This window comes from Actinokineospora sp., from assembly GCF_052390155.1.
Taxonomy (GTDB): Bacteria; Actinomycetota; Actinomycetes; order Mycobacteriales; family Pseudonocardiaceae; genus Actinokineospora.
On record NZ_JBQTHF010000074.1, the window covers coordinates 20,124 to 44,131 of the forward strand.

Sequence of the window (24,008 nt, forward strand, 5' to 3'; positions counted from 1 at the left end):
CCCGTCCTGCTTCCCCTGTCGGCGATACCGACTCCGACGTTACCCGCGGTAGCAGTTTAGGCCGTTTCGACACGCCGACCACGCTATTTTCCACTGTGGACGGTGACGGTCCGCAATCGCGGCTCAGGTCCGGGTGGCGCCGCGCTGGACGTTCTGCAGTCGCGTGGCGTACACGGCGGCCTCGGTGCGGCGGTCGAATCCGAGCTTGTGCAGCAGGGTCGAGACGTAGTTCTTGACCGTCTTCTCCGCGAGGTAGAGCTGCGCGGCGATCTGCCGGTTGGTCATGCCCTGGGCGATCAGGTCGAGGATCTTGCGCTCCTGCGGGCTCAGCGTGCTGTAGCGCGGGTCCTCGGAGCGCCCGGCGCGCAGCCGGTCGAGCACGGTCGCGGTGACGCCCGCGTCGAGCAGCGACTCGCCCGCGGCGAGCGTGCGCACCGCCGAGACCAGGTCGTTTCCGGTGACCTGCTTGAGCATGTAGCCCGACGCGCCCGCCATGATCGCGCCGAAGAGGGCCTCGTCGTCGGAGAACGAGGTGAGCATCAGGCACGCGGGCGGCGGCTCGACGGCCGCGCGGACGTCGCGGCACACCGTGACGCCCTCGCCGTCGGGCAGCCGCACGTCGAGGATCGCCACGTCCGGGCGCAGCGCCGGGATGCGCGCGAGCGCCTGCGCGGCGGTGGCCGCCTCACCCACCACGTCGATGTCCTCCTCGACGTCGAGGAGCTGGCGCAGTCCCCGGCGGACCACCTCGTGGTCGTCGAGCACGAACACGGAGATGCTCATCCATTCGCCTCCTGGCCTCGCGGGTGCCGTGCCAGCGGCACCTCCCAGTCCACCCGGGTCCCGCCGGCGGCGGGGGAGTCGATGTGGCACCAGCCGTGCCAGCGCTGCGCCCGCTGCGCCATGTTGGCCAGCCCGCTGCGCTGGGTGATGCCCGTGGGCAGGCCGATCCCGTCGTCGCGCACGAGCAGGCCGAGCGCGGTGGCGCGCCGGTCGACGGACACGGTGACCTGCACGCTGCCCGCGTCGGCGTGCCGAACCACGTTGGACAGCGACTCGCGCAGCGTGGCGATCAGGTCGAGCTGCACCTCGGGCGGCACCACCGAGTCCAGCGGCCCCTCCAGCCGGACGGTGGGCTCGTAGCCCAGCGACGCGGTCGCGTCGGAGATCGCGCGCAGGATCTCCCCGCGCAGGCTGTAGGGCCCGTTCGCGGGCTGTTGCAAGGAGAAGATGCTGCGCCGGATCTCCCGGATGGTCTGGTCGATCTCCGCGACGAACTCGCCCAGCCGGGCGCCCCCGGCGGGCTCCATGGTTCGGATCGTGCCCTGCAGGCCGAGGCCGATCGCGAACAGCCGCTGGATCACCAGGTCGTGCAGGTCGCGGGCGATGCGGTCGCGCTCCTCCAGCAGCACGAGCCGCTGCCGCCCCTGCTGGGCGTGCGCGAACTCGATGGCGAGCGCGGCGTGCCCGGCGTAGCTGGCCACCATCCGCAGGTCGTCGTCGTCGAACGGGGCCGGGCCGCGGTTCTTCGCCACGATCAGCACGCCCAGCGGCTGCTGTCCGGTGCTCAACGGCACGATCACCGCGGGCCCCAGCGCCTTGATGCCGTCGGGGAGCTGGTCGTAGGTGGTGCTGGAGCGGGTGAAGGCCGCGGCGGCGACGTCCTCGATGAGCCTGCCGCGGCAGGTGCTGAACACGTCGCCGGAGAGGCTGGCGAGCACCGGCAGCCGTACGCCGACCAGCAGGTCGGCCAGGTCGCCGTCGACCGCGCGCAGCACCAGGTGCTCGGGCCCGTCGGGCACCGCGGCCACGGCGAGCACCGCGTCCGGGATCTCCCGCGCCCGGCGGACCAGCAGGTCGAGCGCGCCCTGCTCGGGCGGGCCGGTGCGCAGGATCGCGGTGACCTCGTTGGTGGCGCGCAGCCACTGCTCGCGCCGATGGCTCTTGTCGTAGAGGCGGGCGTTGTCGATCGCCATGCCCGCGGCGGCGGCCAGGGCGACGACGGCGTCCTCGTCGTCCTGGGTGAACGACCGGCCGCCGACCTTCTCGCCGAGGTAGAGGTTGCCGTACACCTCGCCGCGAACTCGGATCGGCACCCCCAGGAACGACCGCATCGGCGGGTGGTGCGGCGGGAAACCCGCGGCCGCCGCGTGCGCGGTCACGTCGTCGAGGCGCAGCGGCACGGTCTGCTGCGCGACCAGGCCGAGGACGCCCTTGCCCGCGGGTAGCACCCCGATAGCGGTGCGCAGCGCCTCGTCCATGCCGGTGTGGGTGAACTCGACCAGGTCGTCGCCCGCGCCGAGGACGCCGAGCGCGCCGTAGCGGGCGCCCGCGAGTTCACAGCCCGCGGCGACGATCCGGTCCAGCATGTCGGGCAGGGACAGGTCGCTGGACACCGAGAGCACCGCGTCGAGCAGGTGCCGAACCCGATCCTGGGACAGTTCGGCCGAGGCCGCGCGCTCGATCAGGCCGCGGAAGAGGTTGTTGCGGCGCAACGCGTGCAGGTCCGCGGCGAGCGCGCCGGACAGCGCCTCGTCCGGCCCACCCGCCTCGTTCGCACCCGTTCCCAGCACGGTGCCCCCACTCTCGGTTCGCACTCGTCCGGCTCGTCCCCGGGCCGGCTTCCCCAAGAAGGGATCGTTCACCTTCTCGCGTTTGATACACCCGGTACGCGATTTCCCGTCATTCGTAGGTCGAGCGTGGTCGCGATTGGGTCGACACGCAAGTGGAGGCGCCGCGAAATACCCGCTTGTCGGCTACCGCCACAGTATCCGGCGAGTCGGTGACCAGGTGACGGATCGTGACTCCGCGTCTATCGGCCCTCACCACAGGGTGGTCGCCCGCGTCCGGGATCGGCGTGCGGCAGGGTATTTCGGCACCAAGTCGCCGGGACTTGTCCCGGGTGTGGTCGGGCCGCTCGCCAGGCGGTCGCAACCGGGAATTCCGGCTCTGCGGCGGGTCGAGCGCGCAATGGCGACAATGGACTGAAAGCGCCTAATGGCCACTGGCGTGGCCGTCCGCGAATTCCCCGGAATCAATTGAGTCCACTGTGGATAGTGGGCTCGCCGCTCAGGTGTTCACCGCGACGCACTCGGAGCCGTAGAACCAGAGGATGTCCTCGATGTAGTACGCGTCCTCGAACTCGCAGCGGCCATCCGGGTCCGGCTCGATCAGGAACGCCGTGTACTCTCCGTCATTGGTCGGATTCGTAGCGTTGAGTAGTTCCAGGGCCCAGCCGCGCAGTCCGGGGACCAGGTCCTCGGCCGTCGAGTCGGCAGGCTGCTCGGTGAGGTGCAGACGCTCGGTCCACCGGCAGTCCGCGTGCCACCTGACCAGTACGTATGCGTACGACATGCGAGCCATCCCTTCGGTATGTATCTTCATCTCGTCACCTACGATAGACCAAAATCGTGTATCTTCACTTTGAAATGATAACGTTCACTCGAACGGAGGGCTCTTCGCCGATGACGACCAAGCGGACGGTCAGTGGCAACCGACGTGAGCTGGGCGCAGCGCTGCGCAGCTTCCGCAGGCGCGCGGGCTACATGCGCATCGAGGACGTGAACGACCTGCTCGATATCAGCTCGGTGACGATGGGCCGCATCGAGAACGGCGAGGCGCCGGTCGACCGCGCCAAGCTGAGAGTGCTGGCTGAGGCATACAAGCTCAGCGGCGACGAAACCGACGGTTTGATGGCGCTGGCCAAGCAGACCCGGACCACCAAGGGCGCCTTCCCGACCTTCGTCACGGTGAAGTCGCGGGCACTACTGGAACTGGAGACTGAGGCGACCGAGATCCTGATGGTGACCATCGATCTCATTCCGGCGTACTTCCAGACTGAGGGCTACACCCGGGCGCTGTTCGAGTCGACAGGCGAGCGGCTGCCGTCGGACCGCATGGACGAGCTGATGAACGTGCGAAAGGGCCGACAGGAGACTCTGGTGCAGCCGAACCCACCGATAGTGCGCGCGGTTATCCATGAGTGCGCGCTGCGGCTGCCGGTGGGCGGCGCGGAGGTCATGCACGAGCAGTTGACCTACCTGGCAGGCGCGTGCGACTTGCCGAACGTGGAGATCCAGGTTCAACCGATCGGTGCGGGTGCCTACCCGGGGATGGGTAGCGCGTTCCTGCTCATCCGGCTCGACAACGATCTCGCGACCGATCGAGTGCAGGTGGGTAGCCATGGCGAGGCGTTCTTCCGGGACCGTAGCGCCGCCACTGAGCCGTATCGGGTCGCCTGGGAGCGCAAACGGGTCGCGGCGTTGAGTTTGCCCGCCTCCAAAGCCGTTATCCTGGACGCGGCGCGTTCTTACGGGCCGACAGGCGATTCATAGCGTGGATCGGAGTGGTGAAGTCATGAGCGGGACCCTTGCGGGCTTGGTGTGGCGCAAGTCGAGCCGCAGCAGTGGCGCTTCCGGCGACGGGAACACCAATGACTGTGTCGAGGTGGCGTTCGCGGGTGTGGTGCCGGTGGTGCGGGACAGCAAGGGCGGTTCCGAGGTGCTGCGGCTGACGTCGACCGCGTTCGCGGCGTTCCTCGCGGAGCTGAAGTCGTGACCCTGGTCTGGCGCAAGTCGAGCCGCAGCAGTGGCGCCGGCGGCAGCGGGAACACTGGTGACTGTGTCGAGGTGGCGTTCGCGGGTGTGGTGCCCGTGGTTCGGGACAGCAAGTGCGGTTCCGAGGTGCTGCGGTTGACGTCGACCGGGTTCGCGGCGTTCGTCGCGTCCGTCAAGCGCGACGCCTGAGTGGATCGTCCGCGCCTGTGCTGACCGTTGTGGGCATCGGCGCGGACGGCTGGGTGGGTCTGTCCGCCACGGCCCGGGACGCGCTCGGCACGGCCGAGGTGATCGTCGGCTCCGCCCGGCAGTTCGCGCTGCTGCCCGGTTCGCTCACCGCCACACGGGTCGAGTGGCCGTCGCCGCTGCTGCCCGCGATCCCCGGCGTCCTCGACGCCCACCGCGACCGCGTGCTGTGCGTGCTCTCCAGCGGCGACCCGATGTTCCACGGCATCGGCACCACGCTGAGCAGGCTCACCCGGGTCCGCGTGCTGCCGCATCCGTCGTCGGTCGCGGTGGCCTGCGCCCGGATGGGCTGGGCCGGCGACGACGTCGAGGTGGTCAGCACGGTCGCCCGCCCGGTCGAGCGGCTGCACGCGGCGCTGCACCCCGGTCGACGCGTGCTGGTGCTGAGCGAGACCGGCGACACGCCCACCGCCGTCGCCGCGCTGCTGCGGGCGCGCGGGTTCGGGCCGAGCACCATGACCGTGCTGGAGGAACTGGGCGGGCCGGGGGAGCGCATCGTCACCGGGACGGCGGCCGGGTGGGCGGGCGCGAGCGGCCCGCTGAACGTCGTCGCGATCGAGTGCGCGGCCGACCCGGGCGCCCGCAGGCTGCCCCGCGCGCCCGGCCTGCCCGACGACGTCTACGAACACGACGGGCAGATCACCGAACGGGAGGTCCGCGCGGTCACCGTGGCGGCGCTGGCCCCCGAACCGGGCCAGCTCCTGTGGGACGTCGGCGCCGGGTCGGGCAGCGTCGGGATCGAGTGGCTACGGTCGCACCCGGCATGCCGCGCGGTCGCCGTCGAGCCGCGCGCCGACCGCGCCGACCGGATCGAGCGCAACGCGCTTTCCCTTGGTGTACCAGGGTTACGGCTGGTGCGCGGGTCCGCGCCCGCCGCGTTGGCAAGCCTGCCCGCCCCGGACGCGGTGTTCGTCGGCGGCGGGGCGACCGCTCCCGGTGTGCTGCCCGCGTGCTGGGCGGCCCTGCGGCCGGGCGGGCGGCTGGTGGTGAACGCGGTGACGGTCGAATCGGAGGCTCTGGTGGCCCAGTGGCGCACGGACGTCGGCGGCGAACTGACCCGGCTCGCGGTGAACCGCGCCGAGCCCATCGACGGTGTCATCGGCTGGCGGCCACTGCTGCCGGTCACGCAGTGGGTGGCGGTCAAGTGACGGTGCGCGTCGACCCGGCGGACCCGCCGCTGCCCGCGCGGAGGCGGCTGCCGCCGAACCGCGGCCCGTACACTGTGGACGGTGAGCAGGCACTGCCCGTGAACACCGTCACCAAAAGACAGCGGCGGCGAACTCGACGCCGCGCGGGAACTCGGTGTGCCGGTGGTGATCGTGCGCAGATCGCCCGCGCCGGACGTGCGCTCGGCCGTCGCGGAGGTGCTGAAAATGGCTGACCGTGGAGGGAAATCATGATCGCGGCTGAGGCGGCGGGCAGGCTCGCGCGCTGCGCGGCGGTGTTCGAGCCGGGCGACCCGGCCCGCGCCGGATCGGTGGCGTTCCACGGCGACCTGCCGGACGGGGTCGGCGAGCCGGGGGAGTTGACCGTGGTCGAGCCGGTCGGCGACGGGGTGCGGGCGGTCCGCGTTCCGGTCGTGCGGCTGTCGGTGGCGGACGCGGTGCCGGTGCTGACTCGGGCCCGCCGTGGCCCCGACGCGCACTCGGCGGCGGCGTTCTGGGGCGCGGTTGTGTTGGTGGCGCTGCAATTGGTGGCCCGCGGGCGGATCATGCCGGGCGTCTCGCCGGGCGGGTTCGACGCGTGGCGGGCCGGGCCGCTCGACGCGGCGGACGCGGCGCGGCTGCGGGAGTTGGCCGCCGCCATGCCCGCTCGGGCGCGTGCCGTCCCGGTGTCCGACCAGCCCGAACCCTCACTGCCGGACGCACTCGCGCTGGTGCGCGGGTTTGTCGACGCGGTGGCCGACGGGATGCCGCGCACGCCCGCCGCACCGCTGGCGGTCGGCGGGCCGCTGTTCGCCTCCCGCGCGCCGAACCAGGTGCCGCGGCTGCGCGCGTGGTCCGACGAGATCGCCGCGGGCCTCGACGCCGGGGTGCGGATCTCGCTGCGGCTTGAGGTGCCCGGCGACGACTACGCGGGCGGCGCGTTCCACGCCGTCGTACAGGCGCATTCCCTTGCCGATTCGGCGATCGTGGTCGACGCGGCGGAGCTGTGGGAACGCACCGACCACGGCCTCGGCCCGAACGCGCGGATCGAGCTGACCCTCGCGCTGCGCCGCGCCGCGCGCGCGTGGCCGACACTCGACCGGCTGCTGGCCCAGGCCGTGCCGGACCGCCTGGTGCTCGACGACACCGAGGTCGGCGACCTGTTCGGCCAGGCACCCGCGCTGGCCGCGGCGGGCGTCGAGGTGCACTGGCCAAGGGAACTGCTGCGGTCGCTGTCCGCCCGCGCCGTGATCGGCGGCGCCGCCCCGTCCGACCTGCGGTCGCTGTTCGGCGGCGACGGCCTGCTGGCGTTCGACTGGCAGCTCGCGCTCGGCGACCAGCCGCTGACCCGCGCCGAACTCGACCGGCTCGCCGAGGCGCACCGCCCGGTGGTGCGACTGCGTGACCAGTGGGTACTGGTCGACCCCGAACTCGCGCGCAAGGCGCGGGAACGGGAACTGAAACCCGTGGGCGCGCTGGCCGCTCTCGGTGTCGCGCTCACCGGCACGGCGGAGATCGACGGACGCCAGGTCGAAGTCGTGCCGAACGACTGGCTCGACGCCCTGCGCGCCCGCATCGCCGACCCGGACGGCGGCGCCGAGCGGGTCGAGCAGCCGCCCGCGCTCGCCGCGACGCTGCGCGATTACCAGCTTCGGGGCCTGCGGTGGCTGGCGCGGATGACCTCGCTCGGCCTGGGCGGTTGCCTCGCCGACGACATGGGTCTGGGCAAGACGATCACACTGATCGCGCTGCACCTGCACCGTCAGTCCGATGTGGACACAGCGGGGCCGACGCTGGTGGTGTGTCCGGCGTCGCTGCTGGGCAACTGGGAGCGGGAGATCACCCGGTTCGCGCCCGGCACCCCCGTGCGCCGCTACCACGGCGCGTCCCGCGACCTGCACGCCGCCGGTTTCGTGCTCACGACCTACGGCACCATGCGGGTCGACGCGGAGGTGTTGGCGGCGCACCCGTGGGCGTTGCTCGTCGCGGACGAGGCGCAGCACGTGAAGAATCCGGTGTCGAGCACGGCGAAGGCGCTGCGCACGATCCCGGCGGGCGCCCGGGTCGCGCTCACCGGCACCCCGGTGGAGAACAACCTGTCCGAGTTGTGGGCGGTGTTGGACTGGACCACACCTGGTCTACTTGGGACACTCGGTGCGTTCCGGTCCCGGTGGGCCAAGCCGATCGAGGCCGACCGGGACGACGCCGTCGCGCACCGGCTCGCCCGACTGGTGCGGCCGTTCCTGTTGCGGCGCCGCAAATCCGACCCGGGCATCGCGCCCGAACTGCCACCCAAGACCGAGACCGACCAGCCGGTGTCGCTCAGCCACGAGCAGGCCGCGCTCTACACCGCCGTCGTGCGCGAGACCATGGCCGAGATCCGCGCCGCCGACGGCATGGCGCGGCGCGGGCTGGTGATGAAGCTGCTGACCTCGCTCAAGCAGATCTGCAACCACCCGGCGCAATTCCTCAAGGAGCCCAAGGCAAAGCTCGCCGGCCGCTCGGGAAAGCTGGAACTGCTCGACGAACTGCTCGACACGATCCTCGCCGAGGACGGCGCGGTGCTGGTGTTCACCCAGTACGTCACGATGGCCCGGCTGGTCGAGCGGCACCTGCGCGAGCGCGGCATCGCCACCGGGTTCCTGCACGGCGGCACCCCGGTGCCACGCCGCGAGGAGCTGGTGCGCGAGTTCACCGAGGGCGCGTTCCCGGTGTTCCTGTTGTCGCTCAAGGCTGCGGGCACCGGCCTCAACCTGACCCGCGCGGACCACGTCGTGCACTACGACCGCTGGTGGAATCCGGCGGTGGAGGATCAGGCGACCGACCGGGCGTACCGGATCGGCCAGACGCGGCCGGTCCAGGTGCACCGGCTCATCGCGGAGGGCACGGTCGAGGACCGGATCGCCGAGATGCTCGGCGTCAAACGCGACCTCGCCGACTCGATCCTCGCCGGGGGCGAGGCCGCGCTCACCGAGTTGTCGGACGCCGACTTGGCGGCACTGGTCGAACTGCGGGGTGCCGAATGACCGCGCGCGGCTTCCCCGCCTTCCCGCCCCGCAGGCCCGGCCTTGCCCGGTCGTGGTGGGGGCGGGCGTGGCTCCAGGCGCTGGAGGACACGGCGCTCGACGGGGAGCAGCTCAAGCAGGGCCGGAAGTACGCGTACACCGGCTATGTCGGGGCGATCACGGTCAGCCCGGGGGTGCTGTCGGCGACCGTCCAGGACTACACCGACGACACCTCGTACCGGACGGTCGTGCGCCTGGAACCGTTGTCAGCGGCGGAATGGACGCGGTTCCTCGGCCAGATCGCGGTCGAGGCAGGCCACATAGCCGCCCTCCTTGACGGCGATATGCCCACCGACCTGGTCGACGCCGCCGCCGACGCGGGCGTGCGGCTGCTGCCCGACATCGGCGACCTCGACCCGGAGTGCTCGTGCCCCGGGTGGGAGCTGCCGTGCAGACACGCGGCGGCCCTGGCCTACCAGGTGTCCTGGCTGCTCGACGCGGATCCGTTCGTGCTGCTGTTGTTGCGGGGCAAGGGAAAGGCCGAGCTGCTGGCCTGCCTCGGCGATCGTCCGTCGACCACCCCGGCCAGGACGGCCTTCGCGCAGCCCGTCGTGGCGCTGCCCGAGCCGCCGCCGATGCCGGAGGGTTCCCCGCCGCCGCTGTCGGTCCCGGCCGCCGAGGGCGTGGACCCGGACGCGGTGGAACTGCTGGCCGTCGACGCCGCAAGCCGCGCCCGATCGCTGCTGACCGCCGACGTTCCCGACCTCGGCCTGTGGCCCGACACCGTGCGCTACGCGGCAACCTACCCGCGCGCGGCGCTTCGCCTGTCCCCCGACCACCCGACCCTGAACCACGCGATGGCCGCGTGGCGGGTCGGCGGCGCGGCGGCGTTGGCGGTGCTGGAATCGCCCTGGAGCCCACCCCCGGCCGACCTCGCCCGCGCCCACGACGCGCTGATGTCCACTGTGGACGATGCGCCGGACATCACCGTCTGGCGCAACCGCTGGACCCTCGGCGATGTCCAACTCCGCTACGGCAAGGACGGCCGCTGGTATCCGTACCGCGACGAGTCGGGCCAGTGGTGGCCCGCAGGCCCGCCACACCGCGACCCGGCGACGGCACTGGTGGCAGTCTTGGCCTGAGAACTCCCGGTTCCGCACTCCACCGCGCCGTCAAACAGTATCGACGTACTCGAACCTGGGAACCAGGTCTCCTGACGGGGCGGGCACGTCCTCCTGGAAGTGCGTCACCGGGCGAACCCACAGATCGAATTTGCCGTAGAGGGTTCGATAGACAACGAACTCCTCTTCGGTCTCGCTGTGCCGCGCGGTGCCGGTCACCAGGTAGTGTCGGCCCTTGAAGTGTCGGTAGACGCCGGCGCGAACCTCGGCGGACTGTCCCTGTTCGACCGGTGGTCGCCAGTTGTGAATGTCGCGAACCGCGAAGTTTCGGACCGCCTGTCGATCTCGGTCGAATGCCTCCAGCAACCACTGGTCATCCTCTGGATGCCAATCCGTCCGGCCCCGCCACACTCGTACCGGCCGGACCATTCTGTTCCCGCGCTCCCCCCGATGATTCATGTAGTCCAGGAGAATCCAGGTCTCCGACTCCGGTGCCATCTCCCCGTCCTCTGGCTCTGGCACAGCCCACAAACTCATGGCTATGCGGGCTGGTCGAGGCCAAGCTGCGACCGAAACACATCCCGCACTCTACTACGCTCGGTAGGAATCTCATCCAGCGGTACTATGCTGTGCGATCGGTAGCTCTCACCCTCATTGCCCGAAATGAAGAAACCGTGATCAGGAACCCAGGTGCGCTCTCGTCTTCGGAGTCGGACAATGCCGAAACCGATATATCCCCGTTGGCCGGATTCGACCAGCGTGTTGGTGAAAACGTAGTAGAACTCCCGATTGGCCGGGTCTAGAAAGCTTGCTTCGGTGGTCCAGTGGCAGAATGGGCGCCCGTCATTGTGGTAGTCGTTCCATCGAAAGTCCACATACTCTTGCGTCGGTCGTACCTGATCTCGCCCATGCTGCATCGTCGTTCGCCGGGCATGGTCGTCAGTTCGCCCCACTTTCCCGCCAACTTTATCGGGTCGAATGCCCTGTTTGTCGTGGCTCGCACGTACTGGTAGACGTAGTTGGCGGCAACGCCGAACGGTATTCCGGCAATCAACAGAAGGAGTTCCTGCACGGCGTTCCTCCCACTTCGGCGAAAGTGGCCCCGGAAACCCGGCCATCGGCGGGGGCGGCGGCGACCTGAGCGCCGCGCCGGAGGGGCTTGGCCCGCGCCATGTCGCTCGGGTTGCGGATCTCGGCGTCTTGTTCGTCCGTGGCGCCTGGCCGGCTCTGGTGCGGCCCATGTCTGTGATTGTCTCGTATGCGGAGTCTCGGCGGAACGGGCGAATGTGACGCGGTTGGGCGCTAGCCGGACGATGCGGATGGATTCCGTTGGGCCGCCGACATCGCGGCCGATGACCACCGGGGTGTCCGGTTTGCCGTGTCGCAGCAGGAGATCGCGGGCCTCGCCGAGTTGCCAGGCCCGCGCGCGGGACGCCGGGTTGTAGATCGCGATCACCAGGTCGGCCGCCGCCATGGTGAAGACGCCCGGGTCGCCCGACGACACGACCGCGACACGGTGACCGCGTTTGGCGAGGTCCAGGGTGAACGCCGCACGTTCGGCCTCGACCTGGTTGTCGGAGGCGTGTCGGCGCTGGCGGGTTCGGCGGGACTCGATCGAGAAGGGTCTTGTAGCCCACCAGATCGTCCGCCTCGGCAAGCGCCTCCTGTGCCTCCGGGGTCAGCCACGGCCGCCCGGACCGGTGCCGACCACCACGACCTCGCTCGCGCGGTCCGGCGACGCCGCCAGCGGCGCCGCGCACTGGACCCGGAGAACCGCAAGTTCCTCACCGAGCCGAACCCGTAGGCCCTGCACGGCATCGCCGAACGGCTGCTGGAGGCAGCCGAACGCAACATGTGGGCCGAACCCGATCCGGCCACCCAACGTCAGTTGCGCGAGCTGTACCCGCAAGTGGAAGGCGACATCGAAGCTGCCCCGGCGCGCGCCACGGCGTGCGGCGTCTTACGGTGACAGCGGGGTTGACCTGCGGGCTTCGCGGGTACCCACCGGTCGGATGCCGTTCACCACCCGGGAGGTCACCGCGATGTCTTCGGACGTAATCGAGCTGATCCTGGCCGACCACCGTCGGTTCGAGGATCTGTTCCGCACCCTGCGCGACAACACCAGCGACCGCGCCAAGGTGCTAGACGAGCTGGCCCAGCTGTTGGTCGCGCACGCCGACGCCGAGGAGGCCGAGGTGTACCCGGCGCTGCGGCGATACAAGGACATCGACAGCCACGAGGTCGAGCACGGCGCGGAGGAGCACGCCGAGGGCCACCAGGCCCTGCTCGCGCTCATGGAGGTGCCCGACACCGGGTCCGACGACTGGGACGGCAAGCTCGAAGAGCTGGTCAAAGCGCTCAACCACCACCTCGACGAGGAAGAGCGCAGCATCCTCAACGACGCCCGCGAGAACGTCGCCGAGGATCGCCGCGCCGAGCTGGGCGAGCGGTTCGTCGCCGCGCGCGACGAACTGATCGCGGCGGGCTGCGGCGACATCGAGCGGGTGCGCGAGCTGGTCGAGCGGACCAAGGACCGGGTCGACTGAGTCCGACAACCGACTGAGAACCGAGAGGACGAGCCACCATGATCCTGCGCAGGATCGCCAGGCCGATGCTAGCCGCCGTCTTCATCAGCGGCGGCATCAACGCGCTGCGCGCCGCCGAGGCGCACGCGGAGGCCGCGAAACCGTTCCTGGACGACACCGTGGGCAGGCTGGGCGACCGGCTGCCCGCCCAGGTGCCGACCGACCCGGTCACGCTGGTCAAGATCGACGGGGCGGTCAAGGTCGGCGCCGGTCTGGCGCTCGCGCTGGGCAAGGCGCCCCGGCTGGCGGCGCTGCTGCTGGCAGGCAGCCTGGTGCCCACGACGCTCGCCGGGCACCGGTTCTGGGCGGAGAAGGACCCGGCCGAGCGCCAGGCCCACCAGATCCACTTCGGGAAGAACGTCGGTCTGCTGGGCGGTCTGCTGCTCGCCGCGGGCGACACCGCGGGCAAGCCGTCGCTGGGCTGGCGAGCCCGCCGGGCGAGCCGAAAGCTCGGTGAACGCGCCCACGACCTGGGCGAATGGGCGCACGACACGACCGGGTCGGTCGGCGGCGCGGTGTCGGCGGCGCCGAAGCGGGCGAAGCAGGCACTCGGCCGCTGAGGCCAGTCTCACCTCCCGGATCAGGATTTCGTCGGCCCCGGCCACTAGGTTGGGACGCAGTCCCTCCCTGGAGGTTGTCCGTGACCGACGTGCTCGTGCCCACCGAGTCCGCCATCCGGCGCGCGTTGCGCCGGGCCCGGGACGGGGTCGCGCTCGACCAGGTCGAGGCCGAGGTGCTGCTGCACGCCCGGGGCGCCCAACTCGACGACCTGTTCGACACCGCGTCGCGGGTGCGCGACGCCGGGTTGGTGGCCGCCGGGCGGCCCGGGGTGGTCACGTACTCGCGCAAGGTGTTCATCCCGCTCACCCGGCTCTGCCGCGACCGCTGCCACTACTGCACCTTCGCCACCGTCCCGCACCGGCTGCCCGCGCCGTTCCTGAGCCCCGGCGAGGTGCTCGACATCGCCCGCCAGGGCGCCGCGATGGGCTGCAAGGAAGCCCTGTTCACCCTCGGCGACCGGCCGGAAGACCGCTGGGACGCGGCGCGCGAGTGGCTGGAGGCGGCAGGCTACCCCGACACGCTGTCCTACGTGCGCGCCATGGCCATCCGGGTGCTGGAGGAGACCGGCCTGCTGCCGCACCTCAACCCGGGCGTGCTGAGCTGGACCGACCTCCAGCGGCTCAAGCCCGTGGCGCCGTCGATGGGCATGATGCTGGAGACGACGTCCACCGCGCTGTGGGCCGAGCCGGGCGGACCGCACTACGGCTCGCCCGACAAGGAGCCCGCCGTGCGGCTGCGCGTGCTGGAGGACGCGGGCCGCTCCGCCGTGCCGTTCACCACCGGCATCCTCATCGGCATCGGCGAAACCCTCGCCGACCGGGTCGAGTCGCTGTTCGCGATCCGCCGGGTTTCCCGGCAGTACGGCGGCATCCAGGAAGTGATCGTGCAGAACTTCCGCGCCAAGCCGGACACCGCCATGCGCGGCATGCCCGACGCGGAGGCCGCGGAACTGGCCGCGACCGTCGCCGTGGCGCGGGTCGTGCTCGGCCCGAAGGCGCGCATCCAGGCCCCGCCCAACCTCATCGGCGGCGAGTTCGGCCTGCTGCTGCGCGCGGGCATCGACGACTGGGGCGGCGTCTCACCGCTCACCCCCGACCACGTCAACCCCGAGCGCCCGTGGCCGCAGATCGACGCGCTGGCCGAGCACACCACGTTGGCCGGTTACCGGCTCGCCGAGCGGCTGACGATCTACCCGGAGTACGTTCGGCGCGGCGAACCCTGGCTCGACCCGCGGCTGGCCGCGCACGTCGCCGCCCTGGTCGACCCGGACACCGGGCTCGCGGTCGAGGGCGCGGCGCTGGTCGGCAGGCCGTGGCAGGAACCCGAGGTCGCGCTCACCGCGTCCGGCCGGACCGACCTGCACGTGGAGATCGACACCACCGGCCGCACCACCGACCGCCGCGACGACTTCGACTCCGTCTACGGCGACTGGGCCGAGCTGCGCACCCAGGTCCCCGGTGACCTTCGCCGCGCCATCGGCACCGGCGGCGCGCTGCGCCCGGAGTTCGCGACCGCGTTGCGCCACGCGGAAAGCAACCCGGCCGGACTGTCCGATGAGGACGCTCTGGTGCTGCTGTCGGCGGGTCCCGGCGCGGAGATCGACGCGCTGGCCGCGTTGGCCGACGGGCTGCGCCGCGACGCTGTCGGCGACGTGGTGACCTATGTGGTCACTCGGAACATCAACTTCACCAACGTCTGCTACACCGGCTGCCGGTTCTGCGCGTTTGCCCAGCGCCGCACGGACGCCGACGCGTACACACTGTCGCTGGAGCAGGTCGGTCAGCGCGCCGAGCAGGCGTGGGGCGTGGGCGCCACCGAGGTCTGCATGCAGGGCGGCATCCACCCGGACCTGCCCGGCACCGCGTATTTCGACATCGCCGCCGAGGTCAAGCGGACGGCCCCGGGCCTGCACGTGCACGCGTTCTCCCCGATGGAGGTCGTCAACGGCGCCGCCCGCACCGACCTGTCCATTCGCGACTGGCTGATCGAGGCGCACGCGGCCGGTGTGGACTCGCTGCCCGGCACCGCGGCCGAAATCCTCGACGACGACGTCCGGTGGATCCTCACCAAGGGCAAACTCCCGACCGCCACGTGGATCGAGGTGGTGACCACCGCGCATGCGCTGGGCATCCCGACGACGTCGACCATGATGTACGGCCACGTCGACACCCCCGCGCACTGGGTGGCGCACCTCAAGCTGCTCGGCAGGCTCCAGGACAGCACGGGCGGTTTCACCGAGTTCGTGCTGCTGCCGTTCGTGCACACCAACGCGCCGCTGTACCTCGCGGGCATCGCCCGCCCCGGCCCGACCCGGCTGGAGAACCGCGCCGTGCACGCGCTGGCCCGCATCCTGCTGCACGGCAAGATCGCCAACATCCAGACGAGCTGGGTCAAACTCGGCGACGACGGCGTGGTCGAGGTGCTCCGCGGCGGCGTGAACGACCTGGGCGGCACCCTGATGGAGGAGACCATCAGCCGCATGGCAGGCAGCGACAACGGCAGCTACAAGACCATCGCCGACCTCGAAGCCCTGGCGACGGCGGCGGGCAGGCCGTCCCGGCAGCGCACCACGACCTACGGCCAGGTCCCGGACGAACGCCTGACCACCGCCCGCGACCACGACGGCATCTGGAAGCCGACGCTGCTACCGCTGATCGGAACCTGACCACGGGCGCGGCGACTCCGCCACCCACCTCGATCGCACAAGCGGAACCAGCAGCCCCCAGAACCAGCAGCCTCGGTTCACGCTAAACAACCGGGGGGCTATCCCGAAGCGGCCCGCCAGCCCAGCAGTGCCGCGCCTGCCCGCCCGGCGTCCTGTCCCAGTTCGGCCCGTACCACCACCGGCCGGCGCTGAAAGGTCAGGCGTTTCGCCAACTGCTCCCGCACGGGCGACACCAGGATCTCCCCGGCCTCCGCAAGTCCGCCCCCGAGCACCACGATCTCCGGCCCCAGCAGCGTCACCGCCGCCGTCAGCGCCGTCGCCAGCGCTCCCACGGCGTCGTCCCACACTGTGACGGCGGCGGGATCGCCGTCCGCCACCAGGCCCACCACCTCCGCGGCGTCCACAATGGACCGGCCGGACCGCTCCCGGTACCGCCGGGCCACCGCGGGCGCCGCCGCCAAGGTTTCCAGACAGCCGCGCGTTCCGCAGGTGCACAGGGTGCCGTCCGGGTCGACCACCACGTGCCCGATCTCGCCCGCGTACCCGCCCGCGCCGAGCAGGTGTCCGTCCACCCGCACCGCCGCCGCGATGCCCGTCCCGATCGCCACGAACAGCGCGTTGTCGGCGCCGGCCGCCGCGCCGACGGTGAACTCCGCGAGGCCGCCGGTCCGCACGTCGTGGTGGACCAGCAGGGGCAGACCCGTGCGGGCCGCGAGGAGGTCGCGCAGTGGCACGTCCGTCCAGCCCAGGTTCACCGCCGCCCGCACGATTCCCGTGCCGTCGTCGACGATGCCCGGCACCGCCACACCGACCCCGGCCACCGGCTGGGTGTCGGCCAGCGCGGTGATCAGCTCGGCGATCTGGTCGACGTCGGCGACGCCGCCGACACGGCGGGTGGGCTCGCGCACCGCGTGCACCGCGGTGAGGTCGCGGTCGACCAGCGCGGCCTTGATCGAGGTGCCGCCGACGTCCACGGCGATCACGCGCGAGTCCGCTGCCATGCGTTTCCCTTCCCCGACCGGCCGGGCGCGCTCGGAACTGCTCGCACGCGAGACGAATACTGCGTGATCGGTCAGTCGATGCCAAGCGCGGCCGCCGCGGCCTGGGCGATACTGCGCATGATCAGGCGCCCACGCGGAGGTGACGGTGGACCGGTACGAGCGTCTCAGCGCGCTGCTCGGCATCCTCGGGCAGCGCGGCAAGGTCGACGTGGACCACCTCGCGGGCGAACTCGACGTCTCCGCCGCGACCATCCGGCGCGATCTCGACCACCTCGCCGAGCAGCAGTTGCTCACCCGCACCCGCGGCGGCGCCGTGGTCACCAACGTCGCCTACGACCTCCCGCTGCGCTACAAGACCGCCCGCCACGCCACGGAGAAGGAGCGCATCGGCAAGGCCGCGGCGGCGCTGGTGACCCGCGGCGCCGTCGTCGGCCTCAACGGCGGCACCACGACCACGGAGATCGCCCGCGCGCTCGCCATCCGCCCCGACTTCAGCCAGGCCGAAGGGCCCGCGCTCACCGTGGTGACCAACGCGCTCAACATCGCCAACGAGTTGGCCGTGCGCCCGCACGTGAAGCTCGTGGTCACCGGGGGAGTGGCGCGCCCGCAGTCCTTCGAGCTGAGCGGACCGCTGGCCACCCGCATCCTCGACGAGATCACCCTGGACATCGCCTTCCTCGGCGTCGACGCGGTCGACCCGGAGCACGGCGCCCACGCCCACCACGAGGGCGAGGCGGGCATCAACCGGCTGATGGCCGACCGGGCCCGCAAGGTCGTGGTCGCCGCCGACAGCTCGAAACTCGGGCAGCACGCGTTCGCCCGGATCTGCCCGGTGTCCGGGATGCACCTGCTCATCACCGACGCCGCCGCCACGGCCGCGTCCGTCGCCGCGTTCGAAGCCGAGGGCGTCGAGGTGCGGACGGTCTAGTGCCGCCAGGTCTGCTCGACGGCACAATCGTGCGCATGACGGCAACAGAACCGGCGATCTCGGTCGGGCCCGCCAACGAGGCGAGCTGGGCCGACCTGCGGACGGTGTTCGGCGTGCGCGGCCCGGCGGCCCGGTGTCAGTGCCAGCGGTACAAGCTGGCGCCGCGGGAGGCGTTCGCGTCCTTTCCCGCCGAAGTACGCGCCGACCGGCTGCGTGCGCAGACCGACTGCGGCAACCCGGAATCGGGCACGACCAGCGGCCTTGTCGCCTATCTCGACGGTGAGCCCGTCGGGTGGTGCTCGGTCGAGCCGCGCACCGCGTTCGCGGGCCTGGTGCGCAACAACCGCGTCCCCTGGGTGGATCGCGCGGAGGACAAGACCGACGCGGGCGTCTGGGCGGTGACCTGCCTGTTCACCCGCGCGGGCTTCCGCAAGCGGGGCGTCAGCCGGGCCCTCGCGCGCGCCGCGGCGGACTTCGCCCGTGAGCGCGGCGCGCGCGCCGTCGAGGGCTATCCCATCACCACGAAGAACGTGATCTCCGAAGAACTCCACGTCGGCACCGAGAGCGTGTTCGCCGACGCGGGTTTCGCCGTGGTCAGCAGGCCGACCCTGCGCCGGGTGGTGATGCGGGTCGACTTCGCCGAGAGCGGGCGTCACCCGGTCCGGTAATTGACAGCGCAATTTGGTAACGGCCACCGTCGGTAGTTGACCAGGTAACTACAGCGGGAATAATGCGATCATGGCTCTCTCGGGCGACCAGGTCGCCGAACTCACCGCCGAGCGGGACAGACTGCGATCCCACGTGTTGCGGGCCAAGCCCGACAGACCTGCCAGTTCCGCGCGCGGCATCCACCACACTGCCCTGATCTCCGGCGACGTGGGCCGGACAATCGAGTTCTACCAAGGAGTTCTCGGCTTTCCGCTGACGGAGATGTTCGAGAACCGCGACTATCCCGGGTCCACGCACTTCTTCTTCGACGTCGGCAACGGCAACGCCGTGGCCTTCTTCGACCTGCCGGGCCTCGACCTCGGCCCGTACGCCGAGGTACTCGGCGGCCTGCATCACCTGGCCATCTCCATGGAACCCGCGCAGTGGCACGCCGCGCGGGCGCGGATGGACGCGGCCGGGGTCGACTACGTCGAGGAGAGCGGGACCTCGGTGTACTTCACGGACCCGGACGGTGCCCGGGTCGAACTGATCGCCGACCCGCTGGGCGAGATGTACGGAGACGTGGTGGTATGACACAGCCTGTGTCCGATGTGGACATTCGGCGGGCGGACGACCGGTTCGCCACCAGGATCGACTGGCTCGACTCGAAGCACTCCTTCTCCTTCGGCCGCCACTACGACCGGGACAACACGAACTTCGGTGTGCTGCTGGTCAACAACGACGACGTGGTGACCCCCGGCGCGGGCTTCGACACCCACCCGCACCGGGACATGGAGATCGTCACCTGGGTGCTGCGCGGCGAGTTGGTGCACCAGGACTCCCAGGGGCACAACGGAATCATCTACCCCGGGCTGGCGCAGCGGATGAGCGCGGGCACCGGCATCCTGCACTCGGAGAAGAACGACTCGTGGCGGGTGTCCGGCGGGCCAGAGCACCGCGACCCGGTGCACTTCGTGCAGATGTGGGTCGTGCCGGACGAGGCGGGCCGCGCGCCCGGCTACGAGCAGTTGGAGATCGACGCCGACCTGCTCGCGGGCGGCCTCGTCCCGGTGGCGTCTGGAATGGACAGACACCGCGCCGATTCGGCGATTCGGATCGGGCAACGGCACGCCGCCCTCTACGCCGCGCGCCTGTCGCCGGGGGACACCGTGACGCTGCCGGAGGCGCCGTTCGTGCACCTGTTCGTGCCGCGTGGCACCGTGTCCCTTGAGGACAGTGGCCCGCTCGACACCGGCGACGCCGCCCGGCTCACCGCGTCGGGCGGGCAGCGGGTGACCGCGGGGGCGGACGGCGCCGAGATCCTGGTGTGGGAGATGACCGCCGCCGTTCGCCTGGGCTGAGGGACCGCGACCGCGGTCCCAGTGTTCGTACCGCTCACCGCGCGCCGAGCATGCCCAACACCAAGTCGGCGTACCGTTTGCCCAGTTCGCCGGGCCCGGGTCGGGTCCCGGTCGTGTACCACCGGGCGATGTCTATGCACAGCGACAGGATCGCGCGCGCGGTCGTCCGCACATCGTCCACATGGAACTGTCCGGTTCGGACACCGTCGCTGATCAGCACCTGCACGACCCGCTCCGTGCGCCGCCGCAGGTCGGCGACCACCGCGTAGTCCGCGGGCGGGAGCGCCTGGAGTTCGTACTGCACGATCCGGGCGACCCGGTGCTTGGTCGCGTGCCAGGCCGCGAACTCCTCGACCAGGCGCCGCATCCCGGCGGCCGGGTCGTCCCCGACCGCCGCGGCGGTGACCATCGCCAGGGCCCGCTCGTGGCCGGTGCGGCTGATCGCGAACAGCACCGCCGCCTTCGACGGGAAGTGCACGTACAGCGCGGCCGGGCTCATCCCGGCCGCCGTCGCGATGTCGCGCGTCGTCGTCGCGTGGAAACCGCGCTCGGCGAAGGCGTCCACCGCGGCGGCCATCAGCCGCCGCGCCGCGTCCGGCCGGACGTCCGGCCAGAGATCGGCGGACAGCGGGTCGGTCATGCCTGCAGGTCGACCAGCGCAGCCAGGGCGGCTCGGTGGCGGGCGGGGGAACCCATCGCGATCTCGTCGGCTTTGGCGCGCTTGAGGTACAGGTGCGCCGGGTGCTCCCAGGTCATCCCGATGCCGCCGTGCATCTGCACGCACTCCTCGGCCGCGTGCACCGCGACCGACGCGCACAGCGACTGCGCCACGGCGACGGCCACGCGCACGTCGTCGCTGCCGGTGGTCAGGGTGTCGGCGGCGTAGCGGGCGGCCGCGCGGGCGGAGACCAGTTCCTGCCACAGGTCGGCGAGCCGGTGCTTGAGCGACTGGAACGACCCGACCTGGCGGCCGAACTGGTAGCGCTGCTTGAGGTAGTCGATCGTCGTGGTCAGACACCACTGCGCGACGCCGACCTGTTCGGCGGCCAGTATCCCGGCGCCCGCGAGCAGCGCACTGTCCACAGCGGACTCGGTCGACCCGGCCGGCCGCACCGCGGCGGCGTGGTCGAAGGTGACGTCGGCGACCGGCCGGGTGAGGTCGAGCGAGACCACCGGCTCGATCCGCGCGGCGGAAGCCTCGACCAGGTACAGCGCCCCGTCCGCCGGGACCACGAGGAAGTCCGCGACGGCCGCGTCCGCCACCGAGCGGATCGTGCCGACCAGCGTGTCGCCCTCGACCCGGATCGCGGGCAGCGGCGAGCCCGGCAGTGCCGACAGCGGCACCGCCAGCGCGCCGGTCGCCGAGCCGGACGTCAAGCGGGCCAACGCTTTCCGTGCGTGTTGATCGTCCACAACAGACAACAGGGCGGTGGTGGCGAGCACGGCGCTGCCCAGGAACGGGACCGGCGCCACCCGGTACCCGAGTTCCTCGGCGACCACCGCGGTCTCCCGGAAACCGGCGCCCTGGCCGCCGAACTCCTCCGGCACGTGCAGCGAGGTGGCGCCGAGGTCGACGGCCAGCGTGCGCCACAGGTCCAGGTCGTACGGCTCGTCCTGCTCGCAGCGGGCGAGCACGGCGGCGGCGTCGGCGCGGTCGGCGAGCAGGTCGCGCACGCTCGCGCGCAGCTCGTCCTCGACGTCGGTGTAGAGCAGGTTCGGGTCGGTCATCGCGGGAGATCCTTCCACGGAAGGTCCTTGTCGACCCTGGGTTCCGACGGCAGGCCGAGCACCCGCTCGGCGATGATGTTGCGCAGGATCTCCGAGGTGCCGCCCTCGATGGAGTTCCCCTTCGCCCGCAGGTAGCGGTATCCGGCGTCGCGGCCGGTGAAGTCGACCTTCTCCGGCCTGCGCGGGGTCCAGTCGTCGTAACGCAGGCCGTCCTCGCCGAGCAGTTCGACCTCCAGGCCCGACAGCGACTGCGCCAACCGGGCGAACGCGAGCTTCATCGCCGAGCCCTCCGGGCCGGGCGCGCCAGCCGCGAGCTGTTGGCGCAGCCGCATCCCGGCCAGCCGCAACGCCTCCGACTCCACCCACAGCGCCAGCAGCCGGTCGTGCGTGGCGGGGGTGCGCCGGTCGGGGTTGGCCCGCCAGGTGTCGGCGACGACGCCGACCATCCCGCCCTCGCGGGGGATCGGGCGCCCGCCGATGGCGACCCGCTCGTTCATCAGCGTGGTCTGCGCGACGCGCCAGCCGTCGCCGACGGCACCGAGCCGGTGCGCGTCGGGGATGCGGGCGTCGGTGAGGAAGACCTCGTTGAACTCGGCCTCGCCGGTGATCTGGCGCAGCGGTCGCACCTCGACGCCGGGATCGGTCATGTCGCAGACGAAGTAGGTCATGCCCGCGTGCTTGGGCACGTCCGGGTCGGTGCGGGTGACCAGGATCGCCCACCGCGCGGTGTGCGCCGAGGACGTCCACACCTTCTGCCCGGTCACCAACCAGTCGTCGCCGTCGCGGCGGGCGCGGGTACCCAGCGCGGCGAGGTCGGAGCCCGCGCCCGGCTCGCTGAAGAGCTGGCACCACACCTCCTCGCCGGTCCACAGTGGACGCAGGAAGCGCTGCTTCAGCTCCGCCGTGCCGAAAGTGAGGATGGTGGGCGCGGCCATGCCGAGGCCGATGCCGATGCGCCGCGGGTCGTTGTCCGGCGCACCCGCCGCGGCCAAGTCGGCCTCCACCACCGCTTGCAGCGCCCGCGGCGCGCCGAGTCCGCCGAGCCCCTCGGGGAAGTGCACCCAGGCCAGGCCCGCGTCGAACCGGGCGCGCAGAAAGTCCAGCCGCTCGGTCGTCGCCGGGTCGTGTCCGGCGAGGAACTCGGCAACGCGCTCGCGCAGCGCCGTGGCGTCCAGATCGCTCATCAGGCCATCCCCTCGCGGACGCCCTGTGACATTGATTCGCTCGCAGGCTCGCTCATGGCGCTGCTGATCCCCGCGGGGATCAGCAGCGCCACCGCTTCGGCGACGCAGCCGGGTTTGGCCTCGCCCTCGATCTCGACGGTGTACTTGAAGACGGCCTGGATGCCTTGCGCCACCTGGGAAACCTCCAGCAGCTCGGCGCCGATCCGCACCCGGGCGCCGACCTTGACCGCGCTGGGGAAGCGCACCTTGTTGAGTCCGTAGTTGATCCCCATCGCGAAGCCCTCGAAGCGGTAGACCTGCTTGCTGAGGAACGGCACCAGCGACAGCGTCAGGTAGCCATGGGCGACCGTGCCGCCGAACGGGCCCCCCGCGGCCCGCTCGGTGTCGATGTGGATCCACTGGTGGTCGCCGGTCGCGTCCGCGAACTGCTGGACGCGCTCCTGGGTGATCTCGGTCCACTCGCCGTAGCCCAGGTGCGTGCCCTTGGCCTCGGTCAGCGAGTCCGGTCCAGCGAAAACATGCATGCTCAGTCCTTCGGTCCGCCTGCGACATAGATGACCTGGCCGGAGACGAACCCGGCCTCCTCGCTCACCAGGAACGCCGCGGTGGCCGCGATGTCCGCGGGCGTGCCGACGCGCCCGACCGGGATCATCGCCGCGGCGCCCGCCTTGAAGTCCTCGAACGGCACGCCGACCCTGGCCGCGGTGGCCGCGGTCATCTCGGTCTCGATGAAGCCCGGCGCGATCGCGTTCGCGGTGACGCCGAACTTGCCCAGTTCGATGGCCATCGTCTTGGTGAAGCCCTGCAAACCGGCCTTCGCGGTGGCGTAGTTCGCCTGGCCGCGGTTGCCCAGCGCGGAGGTGCTGGACAGGTTGACGATCCGGCCGTAGTTCTGCTCGGTCTGGTGCCGCTGCACCGCGCGGGTCATCAGGAACGCGCCGCGCAGGTGCACGCCGATGACCGAGTCCCAGTCGTCGTCGGTCATCTTGAAGATCAGGTTGTCGCGCAGGATGCCCGCGTTGTTCACCAGCACCGTCGGCGGGCCGAGCTGCTCGGCCACCCGGTCGACCGCGGCCTCGACCTGCGCGGCGTCGCTGACGTCGGCACCCACGGCCAGCGCCGTGGCGCCCGCGGCCCCCCGCGCGGGCCCGGGGGGGCCGCGCCCGCCCCCGGCCCGCGGCGCCCCGCGCGCCCCCCGGCCCCGCGCCCGCGCCCGCGGCCGCCACGGCGCTGGCCGTGGGTGCCGACGTCAGCGACGCCGCGCAGGTCGAGGC

General features: G+C 71.5%; 22 protein-coding genes and 2 pseudogenes. 13 read left to right on the forward strand and 11 right to left on the reverse strand.

Going from position 1 to position 24,008, the window contains the following annotated elements; all coding sequences use genetic code 11:
• Window positions 1-123: 123 nt before the first annotated feature.
• The 3 genes from ACT4N7_RS24445 to ACT4N7_RS24455 all read right to left on the reverse strand — a co-directional run bounded on the left by ACT4N7_RS24445 (window position 124) and on the right by ACT4N7_RS24455 (window position 3,354).
• On the reverse strand, window positions 124-783 hold the full coding sequence (locus ACT4N7_RS24445; RefSeq protein ID WP_444831177.1) for a response regulator: 660 nt from the start codon (window positions 781-783) through the stop codon (window positions 124-126).
• Window positions 780-2,597 carry a GAF domain-containing protein gene (locus tag ACT4N7_RS24450; protein ID WP_444831178.1) on the reverse strand — a complete coding sequence of 606 codons (1,818 nt, stop codon included), beginning with the start codon at window positions 2,595-2,597 and terminating at the stop codon, window positions 780-782. The genes ACT4N7_RS24445 and ACT4N7_RS24450 overlap by 4 nt, the downstream gene beginning before the upstream one ends.
• Window positions 2,598-3,069: 472 nt before the next feature.
• Window positions 3,070-3,354 (reverse strand): hypothetical protein, encoded by a 285-nt coding sequence (locus ACT4N7_RS24455; protein WP_444831179.1) that lies wholly within the window; start codon window positions 3,352-3,354, stop codon window positions 3,070-3,072.
• Window positions 3,355-3,464: 110 nt separating this feature from the next.
• Between ACT4N7_RS24455 and ACT4N7_RS24460 the strand changes: the two genes are divergently transcribed.
• From ACT4N7_RS24460 to ACT4N7_RS24485, 6 genes are all read left to right on the forward strand, one after another.
• Window positions 3,465-4,334, forward strand: a complete 870-nt coding sequence (locus ACT4N7_RS24460) for a helix-turn-helix domain-containing protein (protein WP_444831180.1) — start codon at window positions 3,465-3,467, stop codon at window positions 4,332-4,334.
• A 22-nt stretch (window positions 4,335-4,356) separates the two neighbouring features.
• The gene (locus ACT4N7_RS24465) at window positions 4,357-4,557 is read left to right on the forward strand and encodes a DUF397 domain-containing protein (RefSeq protein ID WP_444831181.1); all 201 of its coding nucleotides are present in this window, start codon (window positions 4,357-4,359) and stop codon (window positions 4,555-4,557) included.
• Window positions 4,554-4,745 (forward strand): DUF397 domain-containing protein, encoded by a 192-nt coding sequence (locus ACT4N7_RS24470; RefSeq protein WP_444831182.1) that lies wholly within the window; start codon window positions 4,554-4,556, stop codon window positions 4,743-4,745. Before ACT4N7_RS24465 ends, ACT4N7_RS24470 begins: the two co-directional genes overlap by 4 nt.
• 17 nt (window positions 4,746-4,762) lie before the next feature.
• Entirely contained in the window at window positions 4,763-5,950 is a 1,188-nt protein-coding gene (gene cbiE, locus ACT4N7_RS24475) for a precorrin-6y C5,15-methyltransferase (decarboxylating) subunit CbiE (protein ID WP_444831183.1), read from the forward strand.
• 248 nt (window positions 5,951-6,198) lie between these two features.
• Window positions 6,199-8,973: a DEAD/DEAH box helicase gene (locus tag ACT4N7_RS24480; protein ID WP_444831184.1), complete on the forward strand. Its 2,775-nt coding sequence runs from the start codon at window positions 6,199-6,201 to the stop codon at window positions 8,971-8,973.
• A complete protein-coding gene (locus ACT4N7_RS24485) occupies window positions 8,970-10,094 on the forward strand; it encodes an SWIM zinc finger family protein (protein ID WP_444831185.1) in 1,125 nt (374 codons plus the stop codon). The genes ACT4N7_RS24480 and ACT4N7_RS24485 overlap by 4 nt, the downstream gene beginning before the upstream one ends.
• 30 nt (window positions 10,095-10,124) lie before the next feature.
• Here the strand turns inward: ACT4N7_RS24485 and ACT4N7_RS24490 are convergent, their stop codons facing one another.
• Window positions 10,125-10,610 carry a DUF1653 domain-containing protein gene (locus ACT4N7_RS24490; RefSeq protein ID WP_444831186.1) on the reverse strand — a complete coding sequence of 162 codons (486 nt, stop codon included), beginning with the start codon at window positions 10,608-10,610 and terminating at the stop codon, window positions 10,125-10,127.
• Window positions 10,611-11,373: 763 nt separating this feature from the next.
• Window positions 11,374-11,817, reverse strand: a pseudogene (locus ACT4N7_RS24495) (SAM-dependent methyltransferase); the annotation flags it as partial.
• A 298-nt stretch (window positions 11,818-12,115) separates the two neighbouring features.
• Between ACT4N7_RS24495 and ACT4N7_RS24500 the strand changes: the two are divergent.
• The 3 genes from ACT4N7_RS24500 to ACT4N7_RS24510 all read left to right on the forward strand — a co-directional run bounded on the left by ACT4N7_RS24500 (window position 12,116) and on the right by ACT4N7_RS24510 (window position 15,884).
• Window positions 12,116-12,619: a hemerythrin domain-containing protein gene (locus tag ACT4N7_RS24500; protein ID WP_444831187.1), complete on the forward strand. Its 504-nt coding sequence runs from the start codon at window positions 12,116-12,118 to the stop codon at window positions 12,617-12,619.
• Between the two features lie 38 nt (window positions 12,620-12,657).
• Entirely contained in the window at window positions 12,658-13,218 is a 561-nt protein-coding gene (locus ACT4N7_RS24505) for a DoxX family membrane protein (RefSeq protein WP_444831188.1), read from the forward strand.
• 113 nt (window positions 13,219-13,331) lie between these two features.
• Window positions 13,332-15,884, forward strand: a complete 2,553-nt coding sequence (locus tag ACT4N7_RS24510; RefSeq protein WP_444831200.1) for a bifunctional FO biosynthesis protein CofGH — start codon at window positions 13,332-13,334, stop codon at window positions 15,882-15,884.
• Window positions 15,885-15,982: 98 nt separating this feature from the next.
• Here ACT4N7_RS24510 and ACT4N7_RS24515 read toward each other — a convergent pair whose 3' ends face one another.
• A complete protein-coding gene (locus ACT4N7_RS24515; RefSeq protein ID WP_444831189.1) occupies window positions 15,983-16,885 on the reverse strand; it encodes an ROK family protein in 903 nt (300 codons plus the stop codon).
• Window positions 16,886-17,030: 145 nt separating this feature from the next.
• On the opposite strand from ACT4N7_RS24515, the gene ACT4N7_RS24520 reads away from it, so the two are divergent.
• The 4 genes from ACT4N7_RS24520 (at window position 17,031) to ACT4N7_RS24535 (ending at window position 19,822) form a co-directional block, all read left to right on the forward strand.
• On the forward strand, window positions 17,031-17,813 hold the full coding sequence (locus ACT4N7_RS24520) for a DeoR/GlpR family DNA-binding transcription regulator (protein WP_444831190.1): 783 nt from the start codon (window positions 17,031-17,033) through the stop codon (window positions 17,811-17,813).
• Window positions 17,814-17,848: 35 nt separating this feature from the next.
• A complete protein-coding gene (locus ACT4N7_RS24525; RefSeq protein ID WP_444831191.1) occupies window positions 17,849-18,481 on the forward strand; it encodes a GNAT family N-acetyltransferase in 633 nt (210 codons plus the stop codon).
• 70 nt (window positions 18,482-18,551) lie between these two features.
• Complete coding sequence (locus ACT4N7_RS24530; RefSeq protein ID WP_444831192.1) at window positions 18,552-19,055, forward strand: VOC family protein; 504 nt, start codon at window positions 18,552-18,554, stop codon at window positions 19,053-19,055.
• Window positions 19,052-19,822: a pirin family protein gene (locus ACT4N7_RS24535; protein WP_444831193.1), complete on the forward strand. Its 771-nt coding sequence runs from the start codon at window positions 19,052-19,054 to the stop codon at window positions 19,820-19,822. Before ACT4N7_RS24530 ends, ACT4N7_RS24535 begins: the two co-directional genes overlap by 4 nt.
• 34 nt (window positions 19,823-19,856) lie before the next feature.
• Here the strand turns inward: ACT4N7_RS24535 and ACT4N7_RS24540 are convergent, their stop codons facing one another.
• The 5 genes and pseudogenes from ACT4N7_RS24540 to ACT4N7_RS24560 all read right to left on the reverse strand — a co-directional run bounded on the left by ACT4N7_RS24540 (window position 19,857) and on the right by ACT4N7_RS24560 (window position 23,987).
• The gene (locus ACT4N7_RS24540) at window positions 19,857-20,462 is read right to left on the reverse strand and encodes a TetR/AcrR family transcriptional regulator (RefSeq protein ID WP_444831194.1); all 606 of its coding nucleotides are present in this window, start codon (window positions 20,460-20,462) and stop codon (window positions 19,857-19,859) included.
• Window positions 20,459-21,550, reverse strand: a complete 1,092-nt coding sequence (locus tag ACT4N7_RS24545) for an acyl-CoA dehydrogenase family protein (protein ID WP_444831195.1) — start codon at window positions 21,548-21,550, stop codon at window positions 20,459-20,461. Before ACT4N7_RS24545 ends, ACT4N7_RS24540 begins: the two co-directional genes overlap by 4 nt.
• Window positions 21,547-22,734, reverse strand: a complete 1,188-nt coding sequence (locus tag ACT4N7_RS24550) for an acyl-CoA dehydrogenase family protein (RefSeq protein WP_444831196.1) — start codon at window positions 22,732-22,734, stop codon at window positions 21,547-21,549. The genes ACT4N7_RS24545 and ACT4N7_RS24550 overlap by 4 nt, the downstream gene beginning before the upstream one ends.
• Window positions 22,734-23,258: a MaoC family dehydratase gene (locus ACT4N7_RS24555; protein WP_444831197.1), complete on the reverse strand. Its 525-nt coding sequence runs from the start codon at window positions 23,256-23,258 to the stop codon at window positions 22,734-22,736. Before ACT4N7_RS24555 ends, ACT4N7_RS24550 begins: the two co-directional genes overlap by 1 nt.
• A 2-nt stretch (window positions 23,259-23,260) precedes the next feature.
• Window positions 23,261-23,987 (reverse strand): annotated as a pseudogene (locus ACT4N7_RS24560) (SDR family oxidoreductase).
• Window positions 23,988-24,008 lie beyond the last annotated feature (21 nt).